Raw genomic sequence first — 9861 nt, forward strand, 5'->3', positions numbered from 1 at the left:
GCTATACACACTATTCGCACAGCAAAACTACCTGTCTTGCTTTTAGGTATGAGAGCAAGTAAATCTAAAGCAGTGGAATCAATCCGTCAGCTTATAGCAGAACATGACCTTCCTGTGGTGGAAACGTTCCAAGGTGCGGGAGCTGTTTCAAGAGAGCTTGAAACTCACTTTTTTGGGCGAGTAGGTCTTTTTCGCAATCAGCCTGGAGACGTCTTATTGAAGCATGCTGACGTCGTCTTAACAATCGGATATGACCCAGTTGAATATCCTCCTTCTCTTTGGAACTCAGAAAGTCAAAGAAGCATTATTCATTTAGATGATTTACAAGCACAAGCTGATCACCATTATCAGCCGGAAATTGAGTTAGTAGGGGATATTCCAAGCACAATTGACATATTAGCGGATAAACTCCCACATTTAATACGTTCAAAAGAAAGTGCTTCTTTTTTAAAAACGCTAAAAAGTAAACTTGAACAACCTGACGATCAGTACGAGTTTTCTAATGACACTTACCTTCATCCCCTACAATTAATTGAAGCTCTGCAGAACTTTGTTGAAGATGATACTACCATCACATGTGACGTTGGTTCGCATTACATATGGATGGCTCGTTATTTTCGTTCCTATGAACCTCAGCATTTACTATTCAGCAACGGTATGCAGACACTAGGTGTTGCTTTGCCTTGGGCTATTTCAGCTACACTCGTTCGCCCCCATAAAAAAGTTCTGTCCATGTCTGGAGACGGCGGGTTTTTATTTTCAGCTATGGAGCTCGAGACAGCCGTTCGATTAAACTTACCAATTGTTCACATTATCTGGAACGATCAAACCTACGATATGGTTGGCTTTCAACAGCAGATTAAATATGGCCGAAAATCTGCAGTAGAGTTTGGCAGTGTAGACTTTGTTACGCTTGCTGAAAGTTTTGGTGCCAAAGGATTTAGAGTTAACTCACCAGAAGAATTTTCGGACACTCTAGCAAGCGCTTTTCGTGAACAAGGCCCAGTTATCATCGATGTTCCTGTAGATTATAAAGATAATGAAAAATTAAATACACAGCTACTGCCAGATCAAATTAACTGAAAGGACTGGTAAAGAATGAGCAATAAAGAAAAATTAACGATTCACCAAACTTCTACCATGATCGCTTTATTAGACGGAGTATTTGACGGTATTGTCACATACAAGGATTTAGCTAAGAAAGGTGATTTCGGCATCGGTACGTTTAATCAATTGGACGGTGAAATGATTGCCTTTGACGGAGAATTTTATCATATTGCTGATGGGAAAGCCGCGCCTATTGGCGAAGATGCAAAAACACCTTTTGCCATTATGACAACCTTTTATGAAGATATCTCTTATCGTGTAGAAAAGGAAATGAATCGTGAACAACTAGAAACCTTAATGAACGAGCTTATTCCTAGCCCGAATTTATTCTATGCAGTTCGCATTGACGGAAAGTTTAAAGAAGTAAAAACGCGCACGGTTGCAAAGCAAGAGAAGCCCTATCCTTCTATGGTAGATGCGGCTGCTGATCAGCCTACATTTACATCTTCAGATGTAAATGGAACACTAGCAGGTTTTTATACGCCAGAATATTCTTCAGGCATCGGTGTTCCCGGCTACCACCTGCACTTTATTGATGAATATAAAAAAGAAGGGGGACATGTTTTAGATGTCTCTGTTCAAGATGTTACAATTCAAATCTGCAAAAAAACGAAATTAAATCTCAATTTATCGGAAACAAGTGAATTTTTAAATGCTAATTTAGAAGACCATGATGTAGAAGAAGAAATTGCGACGGCTGAATAAACAACGATACTTTTACTGATAAAAAAACGCTCATCGTTATGCATGACGATGAGCGTTTTTTATTTAATCGCGTTCAGGCTTCATTTCTAGCACAACACAGAAACCTTCCGCCTATACGTAAAAAGAGCCTGTGTCTTTTAAAACATAGAAAAATGGTATTTCAGTCTCTTTTAGACATCTAGCCATTCGATCCTTAAAGTTATCTAATTTAATTATATTTTTTGCTTCTTCTAACGTAAAATATCCCACATCCTGCGTTTCATTGGAGACAGAAATTTCCCCGCTAATCGCTTTTCCCTTTAATAAAATAACAGTAGTAGCTCGTTTAACATCTTGTTCTACTCCTAGAAAGTTGGTCACTTCAATAACAATTCCAGATTCTTCTTTAACTTCTCGTATCCCCGCATCTTTTATTGATTCACCTGCTTCAACAAAACCGCCTGGAAATTCCCATCCCCGTCTATGGTTCTTGACTAGAAGCACGTGATGATCTTGATTTACCACCATAACTGCTACAGCTAATTTTTGATTCAACTTTTTCTCACTCTCCTTTTAGCCCGTTAAGATATTGTTCAAGAAGATGAAGAAATCTTTCTATATCTCTATATGTGATATCACCAATATTTGCTATTCGAAACGTTTCTAATTTATCAATTTTACCAGGATAAATGGTGAATCCTTGTTTATAAAAAAAATCATGCATAATATCAAAATTATACTTTTTATCGGAAGGCTCGAGGATAGAGGTAATAATTTTAGAATGATGCGTTTCAGGAACCAAATAGGTTAACCCAAGCCGAGTAATTCCATCCGTTAAAGTAGTCCATGATTTTGAGTAGCGTTCATATCGTTTCTCAATTCCTTCCCACTGAGTTTCTATAATTGCCTGCTTTAAGGCGTACATAGTCTGAACAGGAGGAGTAAAACGCAATTGTTTATTCATTTGGAAATATCGATACTGATCATATAAATGAAGATAAAGGTTACGAGGCTTTATTTGCTCCGTTTTTTCTAACCGGTCTTTATTTGCTATAACAAACGACACGCCTGCCATTCCTTGAAGGTTCTTATTTGCACTTGCGGCTAGATAGCTTATATTCATTTTTTGCATGTCAATTGGAACAGCTGCATAAGAACTCATTGCATCCACAATCATTTCGACATTTTTCACTGCACAAAATTCCCCAATTTTTTCAATATCATTAAGAAGTCCCGTGGAAGTTTCACAGTGAACAAGCGCCAGATAAGAAACGTTCGTTGAAATCTTTTTCACAAAAATTTCTAAGTCGTTCATATCAATAGCCTGCTCGGCGGAGCTTTTATATTCTAAATAATTCAGTCCATAAATTTCAGCGATTTTACACATTCTTTCACCGTATGGACCATTATTGATAATAACAACCGTACCATTATCAATTACTGAACTTAAAATCGATTCCACTGCCGCCGTTCCAGATCCGCCGAATAATACCGTAGTATACTTTTCTGGATTCCCCACAAATTTTGTTAGTTCAGCAGAGATAAATTCCATCGTCTCTCCAAATTCTTTTTCTCTCGGGCAAATGTCTTCCACTATTTGAGCATATTTGACGGTATCTGTTGTAGTTGCCGGTCCGGGGTTTAGGAGTATATTTCTCTTAACTGTATGCGTAACACCTTCTCGAGCTTTAATAATCGGATAAACAATAGCAGTTGCTCTTGCCCAGTGATCTTCATCATCCACTTCACACCATGCCAAATTATCCAGTTTATGAACATACACATTTGCTTTTTCGGAAATTTTAACGAGGCCATATTCATAATCGATCGTTTGATTAAACTGGAACAGCGTATTTGCTTCATCACAAAGTCTCTGAAATGTAGCATAAGAGAGTTTGGTTAAACCAACTAGTTCTGCATAGATACTATTCAACTCTTCTTTTTGTTTTGACATATTCTTAAGGTTATTATTTTCATCAGCTTCAATATAAACTTCATCGCCAGCACCGTTCAATTTACTCGCTAGTATGACGTCTGATCTCAAATGGTTTACTAATGTTTCCAACGCATTCTTTTCATAAATTACATCTGATTCCAATAGTAAAAAATCTTCTTTAATATAATTTTTAAATTGATACAGCGTAAACAGGCTTCCCGTTGTTTCGTATCTAGAATTATAAACACATTTTATTTGAGGATATCTAACCATTAGCTTTTCATATTCTTCTTTCATATATCCTGTTCCAATAAAAATCGTCTTGACTCCTGCTTCTATTAACTTGGAAATGGAATGTTCAATAATCGATTTTTCATCAATCATCAAAAAACCTTTAGGGCGGTTTCCAGCTCTTTTACGAATCCTGCTCCCCATCCCTGCAGCTAGAATAACAGCTGTTTTAATCATCTAAAAACACCTGCAGTCTTTCTCTGACTTCATAAGGCTTCATTTCAGGACGCCCCAGGTTCTTTTTAGATCCTTTCGCTATTTTAAGATATAAAAACGTTAATTTTTTATCACTTTTCCACTGTTTGATATACGTCTCTAACTCATGTAAGTTATGAACATGAATGGAATTTTGATATCCACAGGAAGAAGCAATATCTACAAAATTAATGTTATGAGAGACCGTATGTTGCCCCCCTGTAGAATCATGGGTTTGATTGTCTAAAAGAATGTGTAATAAATTTGCTGGACAGTAGTATCCGTTGGTTGCTAGATTCCCCATGCGCATAAGCAACGCTCCGTCTCCATCAATTGTAATGATGTTCTTTTCATTTTTGCTCAAAGCTAAGCCTAAACCAATGGAACTAACGCACCCCATAGATCCAACCATATAAAAATTATTTCTTGCGTCTTCTATTTCGTAAAGCTCTCTTCCTGTTTTTCCTGTAGCGGCCAATTGAATAGTATCGTTGTCTTTTAATGAATTAACTACTCGTAATGCCTCATACCTTGAAGGTAACTCATCGGTTGTTATCTGTTCACTTTTCATTTTAGGAGTAACTTTTTTTATTGATTTTTCTAAGAGCTTAACTGGCTCAAACGTTCCTTTTTTTACAATAAAGAAGTAGCTTTCATTATTTTCAACAGTTTGATTAGCCCGCTGTAATTGTTTTTTAACTTCGGCAAAATCAGATGATAAATATTCCCATTTTATTTTCATTGTATTTAGCAGGAAAGGAGTAATTTCTCCCATTAATTCATGCTGCGGTTCATCTGGAAATCCAGGTTCTCCACGAAAACTGACAAATCCAAGGACAGGAATTTTAAACGGATGAATAAGAGAGGTTAAAGGGGAAACAGCATTTGCTAATCCGGAGTTCTGCATTAAAACAACTGCTTTGTTGCCAGCAATTGATGCCCCAGCAGCAATCGCTACCGCTTCTCCTTCGTTTGCTGCTGAAACATATTCACATTCGTTGATAGCGTAGTTAATAAGATGTTTAAGATAGGAACAAGGAACCCCGCTATAAAATTGAAAACCTAGTTTTTTTAATTGAGTTCCAAATACGGACGTACTAATCATTTCTCCCACCATCTTTTTGAATCTTTGTATACGTTTCGGTATCTATCCATGACCCCATCGTATATTTAACAGCAACCGGGTGAATTAGATTAATATAATTAAAGAAATCAGAAAACGTGAGCTGAGCAAAATCTTTTCTTTGTGCCAATTCTTCCAAAGCTTTTTTTACAACCTCAGTGCCTTTTCCAGAAACTTTCCAAAGACCAATGAATTCACCGTGAATGTTGTTAGAGTTTGGATTGCACGACATTTGAATCAAGTCTACTGTTTTGGAATACAGCTGCTTAGAATAGGGAAGTTTAGCAGTTACATAAGATGTTTGATTCCCTTTTAACTCATAATCAGCTCCTGCTACGATCGTGATATCACCGCTTTCATGAATTAACTCCTCAAAAACATGTGTTTTATATACGATGTTACTATCGCTTATTAAAGTAGCCGTTCCTAGCTTATCTCTTGCAGCATAGAGATGATATAATTCTCCTTTATTAGGAAACGCCTTATCTTCCATAGCTTTGTTGGAACCTACTTTTATACTATTTGTCACGCCGACTTTTTTTAACTGATTTATCTGCTCAGTTATCAAAGCTTCATTTGCTGATTCTTTTAACAGAATCATAGCGTTCGTGCTATGATTGGCAGAGCTTAAATAAAGTTTCTCTGCGATATCGAGCTCTTCAGCTTTTTGAAGACGGAAAACTTCCTCAAGCGGAGAGACATTTTTTTCTACATTAATCAAACTTCTATCGCAATAAATCTGAGCGGACGTTTTTTGCATAGCTGTAATGGAAGATCTTAAGTTATGGTTGGCCCAAATACTCAAGCTAATTCCTAAATCACTAAATTTATCAGTTGGAACCGAATAATATTTGGTTGGAACAATAATAACTGGAAGCCTGTTTCCCCACTCTTTCATAAAAGCTTCAATCTCTGTCATATCTGACCTTTTACTATGAATCAAAACGGCGTCGGTTCCCGCTTGGCGATAAGCTTCTGCACGCTTTAAAGCTTCCTTCAGCCCCCACCCTGCAATAAAAGCTTCTACACGCGATACCACTACAAAATCTTCGTCATTTTGGCTATCTTTCATTGCTTTAATTTTGCCGCAAAATTCATTAATATCTGCAAGCGGCTGTGCTTCACCTTTAATAAATGAGTTTGTTTTTGGAAACAATTTATCTTCAATACATACGCCTGGAATGTCTCGCTGCTCCAATTTCTTAACTAATCTTCTTGCATTATTAAAGTTCCCATAGCCTGTATCCCCATCAAGAAGAATTGGAACGGACGTTGCGTCACTCATAAACTCTAAGATGTCTAATACCTGTGTCCATGAAGCCTCGTTATTATCTCTTACACCCAGTGCTGCAGATAATGACAGGCCGCTGGCCCATATCCCTTTGAACCCTGCTTCTTCTACAATCTTTGCAGATAGCGCACTGTGAGCCTCCATAATAAACTCTAGCTGTTTACTTTCTATCAACTCTCTTAGCTGTTTAGTCTTCTTCATGTCTATCCTCCTTTTACTCTTCGTTGTCTGGAATAAGTTTATTTCTTAATTCTTTAAAAGTAGGTTTTGTCATAACACGATGCGTTACTTTTAATAAAATTATTGTATTTTCATTTAAATATGGCGCTAGCACATTGTATACTTCATCACCAGTCTTGCAAAAATAGACTTTATTAGGGTCCATTCCACATTTTAAAGCTCCTGTCCCAATAGCTTTTGCTTCTTCTCCTACTACCACTAAAATATCAATCTTTGATTCCGCTGCTTTTTTTCCCATATCTTCATATTGTTTAATTGCATAAGGTCCTTCTCCTAGCTGAGGCATGTAACCTAATAAAGCAATAGATTGTTTCTCTTTTGACATATCACTAAGAACTCCGAGAGCTGTAGCCATCGATAAAGGTGAAGAGTTCCATGTATCATTAATTACCGTACATTCATTCATTCCTCTTTTAAATTCCAAATGTTCTTCTACTTGTTCAAATAAGCTAAGTCTTTGTATGGCAACGGAAATATCAACGCCCACATAAAATACTGCAGCAATGGCGGCCAGTGCATTATACACATTATGTTCACCATATCCAGGGATAAAGGCATCGTACTCTTTGTCTTGGTGCTTTAAAGTGAAAGCCATTCCTCCCTTGGCATATTTAATATTCTTTGCTTGAAATTGGGAACTATCATTTTTACCTATATATACAACATTTTGCAGATGACTAACATCAAGCACTCTCTTAATATTTTCATCATCTGCGTTTAAAATCAAAATGCCTCTATTTGGATCTAAACCTTCTACAATTTCGGCTTTTGCTTTCATATATTCTTCAGGTGTTTCACAATCAGCGAGATGGTGTACGCCTATATTTAATAGAATTCGTATTTGTGGCTGAAAGTAGCGACACGCAACTTTTAAATAGCCCGGATAAGCGACTGGCATTTCAAAAACAGCTACTTCTGTCGTATCATCAATACCTGTTAAATAACGTAGATTTACAGACATAGAATTCATACTCATCCACGTAGCTTTCACTTTATAATCTTCAATTAATATTTGTCGGATCATCTCTTTCGTGGTCGTTTTCCCACAAGTCCCTGTAACACCAATAACAGGAAGATCAAAGAGCCCTCGGTAGTATTCAATAAATTTCCAATAAGCCTCTTCTAATTGAGCTGTTTTAACAAGAATAATATTTCCCTCTAAGTTCGTGCACAGCTCAGGGTGATCTGTTATAACGACAATTGAATGATTTTCTTTCCAATACTTCCCTCTAATCGGTTCTCTATCTAAATGAAAGATGAGTGTATGATCCTCTATATCCTTTTTAGCGTAGTTTATAGCATGTTTAATAACAGGATTTCCTGATCCATAACAAAGGTCTCCTCCCGTTTGTTTAAGGATTTCATTTAATGTGAAGTGCTTCATGTTAAATCCTCCTTTTCTTCTTCGTAACCAGCCAGTGAAGACGCATAATTAAGCAGACGAATCCCCGCCAAAGTACGCAGCTTGTAGGCTCTAATTTGTGAGAATAGACTATCTGGTTTTGCATTTATTTCAAGTAACTTTATGGAACCGTACTGATCTATACATAAATCTACCGCTAGCTCCCCAAAAGGACCCACTTTCTCCTCTACTGTTGCAACAATATTTTTAGATACTTTAGCTAATTGGTTTATAATGAGCCTTCTGTCTGTTGGATCAGGATATAAACTGTTTAATATTTTACTGAGGCGCATATTCGTTTCAGAATCTTCCGTTAGCACATCTTCACCGGTGAGACGCGCAACCATACCCGTTCGAAGCCAAATTTGCTTTTCATTTTTTTGCATATAAACCCGTATTTCTAAATTTTTATCTTTATGCTGTTTTCTGCGAATTCCTTCCTGAACAAGATAAGGATTGTTTTTCATCAAAGGAGAGAGCAAAGTAAATAATTCTTCCATATTACTGAATTGATGCAGCTCTTTTTTATTAAGATCAAACCAAAAGATCCCTGTTGGTCGGCGAACGATACGCATGACTCCTTTACTTAAGGCTCCGCCAAGCGGTTTTAAATAGACTTCTCCGTAGTTATCAAGCATTTCTGCAATGTCACCAGAATTTTGTACCAGACGTGACTCTGGAAGAAATTCTTCATATTCTTTCATAAGAAGTTCATATGTTGCCCACTTATCTCCCGTGAGCTGAAACAAATTTGAAGAATTAACAAAAGGAATTTTATAAACCGCCTGAAGTTTTGCCCTTACTTCATCTATTAAAATATTCTTTCTGCCATCTATGAAATAACGGTCATAAATAACAGCAGGAAAAGGATAAAGCCCTTCACCGTTAATAGTTGTTCCTTTAACCAATTTTTTCTCCCAATCAATATCTTCGGGTTCAAACACATATACAAGCATTCGCTTTTCAGTTGCTAAGCGACATAGATGATGGAAATAGGTTGTTTGTCTTTCAAAAGGACGGTTAGCAAGAATGCCAATGATAGGACCTAAAGTTATGATGCCTTCTGAAGCTGATAGCTTGGGGCACCAATCTTTCGGGAGAGATAATTTATCACGGAGAGATTTAGAGAGTTGAACCATATTTGGATGGCGAAATGAAAAAGGATAAGAATGAACAGTTGCAGTTGATATTGCCTTTCCTGCACTAACAATCGTAGACTGCCCCTCTTTGAGGCCGTATTTTAAACGGAGTTTTTTGGGGATTTGAATAATATGTCCGCGGTCATAGATTTCTTTAGAAATCTTTACATTCCAATTCCGCCGAATATCATTTGATTCATCACAAGGAATTTCTTTTTCTATCATTTCAAATAGAAAAGATAGTTCATTTTGATAATGTGGATAGCTGGATGTTTTCATAAGATTGGCCTTGATATCTTTCCACATTCGTTTAAGAAAGATTTTATTCCCTTGATAGTAAGCACGTTGCGTAAGTGGATGAAATAAAAATTCGCTTTTTAATTCATGATGATGGGTAGCAACTAGCTGAGCAAGAGCTAAAGTGGAGAGAGTAATTCTAGGGTCGATAATCTC

8 protein-coding genes are annotated in these 9861 nt (G+C 36.9%); 2 read left to right on the forward strand and 6 right to left on the reverse strand.

Annotated elements, in window-relative coordinates:
- Together alsS and budA are read left to right on the forward strand one after the other, a co-directional pair.
- Positions 1–1083 (forward strand): acetolactate synthase AlsS (gene alsS, locus AC1DRF_RS10870; protein ID WP_477740726.1); only part of this gene is annotated, 1083 nt, incomplete at its 5' end.
- A gap of 15 nt (positions 1084–1098) precedes the next feature.
- Positions 1099–1812, forward strand: a complete 714-nt coding sequence (budA, locus tag AC1DRF_RS10875; RefSeq protein WP_043980365.1) for an acetolactate decarboxylase — start codon at positions 1099–1101, stop codon at positions 1810–1812.
- 111 nt (positions 1813–1923) lie between these two features.
- On the opposite strand, the gene AC1DRF_RS10880 is transcribed toward budA, so the two are convergent.
- From AC1DRF_RS10880 to AC1DRF_RS10905, 6 genes are all read right to left on the reverse strand, one after another.
- The gene (locus tag AC1DRF_RS10880; RefSeq protein ID WP_427075680.1) at positions 1924–2346 is read right to left on the reverse strand and encodes an NUDIX hydrolase; all 423 of its coding nucleotides are present in this window, start codon (positions 2344–2346) and stop codon (positions 1924–1926) included.
- 7 nt (positions 2347–2353) lie between these two features.
- Positions 2354–4195 (reverse strand): 2-aminoethylphosphonate aminotransferase, encoded by a 1842-nt coding sequence (locus AC1DRF_RS10885; RefSeq protein ID WP_427075681.1) that lies wholly within the window; start codon positions 4193–4195, stop codon positions 2354–2356.
- Positions 4188–5318 carry a phosphonopyruvate decarboxylase gene (aepY, locus tag AC1DRF_RS10890; RefSeq protein WP_427075772.1) on the reverse strand — a complete coding sequence of 377 codons (1131 nt, stop codon included), beginning with the start codon at positions 5316–5318 and terminating at the stop codon, positions 4188–4190. Before aepY ends, AC1DRF_RS10885 begins: the two co-directional genes overlap by 8 nt.
- Positions 5311–6828 carry a phosphoenolpyruvate mutase gene (gene aepX / locus AC1DRF_RS10895; RefSeq protein WP_427075682.1) on the reverse strand — a complete coding sequence of 506 codons (1518 nt, stop codon included), beginning with the start codon at positions 6826–6828 and terminating at the stop codon, positions 5311–5313. The genes aepY and aepX overlap by 8 nt, the downstream gene beginning before the upstream one ends.
- A 13-nt stretch (positions 6829–6841) precedes the next feature.
- Positions 6842–8251: a Mur ligase family protein gene (locus AC1DRF_RS10900; RefSeq protein WP_477740727.1), complete on the reverse strand. Its 1410-nt coding sequence runs from the start codon at positions 8249–8251 to the stop codon at positions 6842–6844.
- Positions 8248–9861 (reverse strand): YheC/YheD family protein (locus AC1DRF_RS10905; protein WP_477740728.1); only part of this gene is annotated, 1614 nt, incomplete at its 5' end. The genes AC1DRF_RS10900 and AC1DRF_RS10905, both read right to left, overlap by 4 nt.

This window comes from Priestia sp. P5_B4 (assembly GCF_056400385.1).

Bases quoted from the DNA above. Each gene is read 5' to 3' on its own strand.
- AC1DRF_RS10900 (WP_477740727.1), bottom strand. From the start codon at position 8,251: ATGAAGCACTTCACATTAAATGAAATCCTTAAACAAACGGGAGGAGAC.
- aepX (WP_427075682.1), bottom strand. From the start codon at position 6,828: ATGAAGAAGACTAAACAGCTAAGAGAGTTGATAGAAAGTAAACAGCTA.
- budA (WP_043980365.1), top strand. From the start codon at position 1,099: ATGAGCAATAAAGAAAAATTAACGATTCACCAAACTTCTACCATGATC.
- aepY (WP_427075772.1), bottom strand. From the start codon at position 5,318: ATGATTAGTACGTCCGTATTTGGAACTCAATTAAAAAAACTAGGTTTT.
- AC1DRF_RS10885 (WP_427075681.1), bottom strand. From the start codon at position 4,195: ATGATTAAAACAGCTGTTATTCTAGCTGCAGGGATGGGGAGCAGGATT.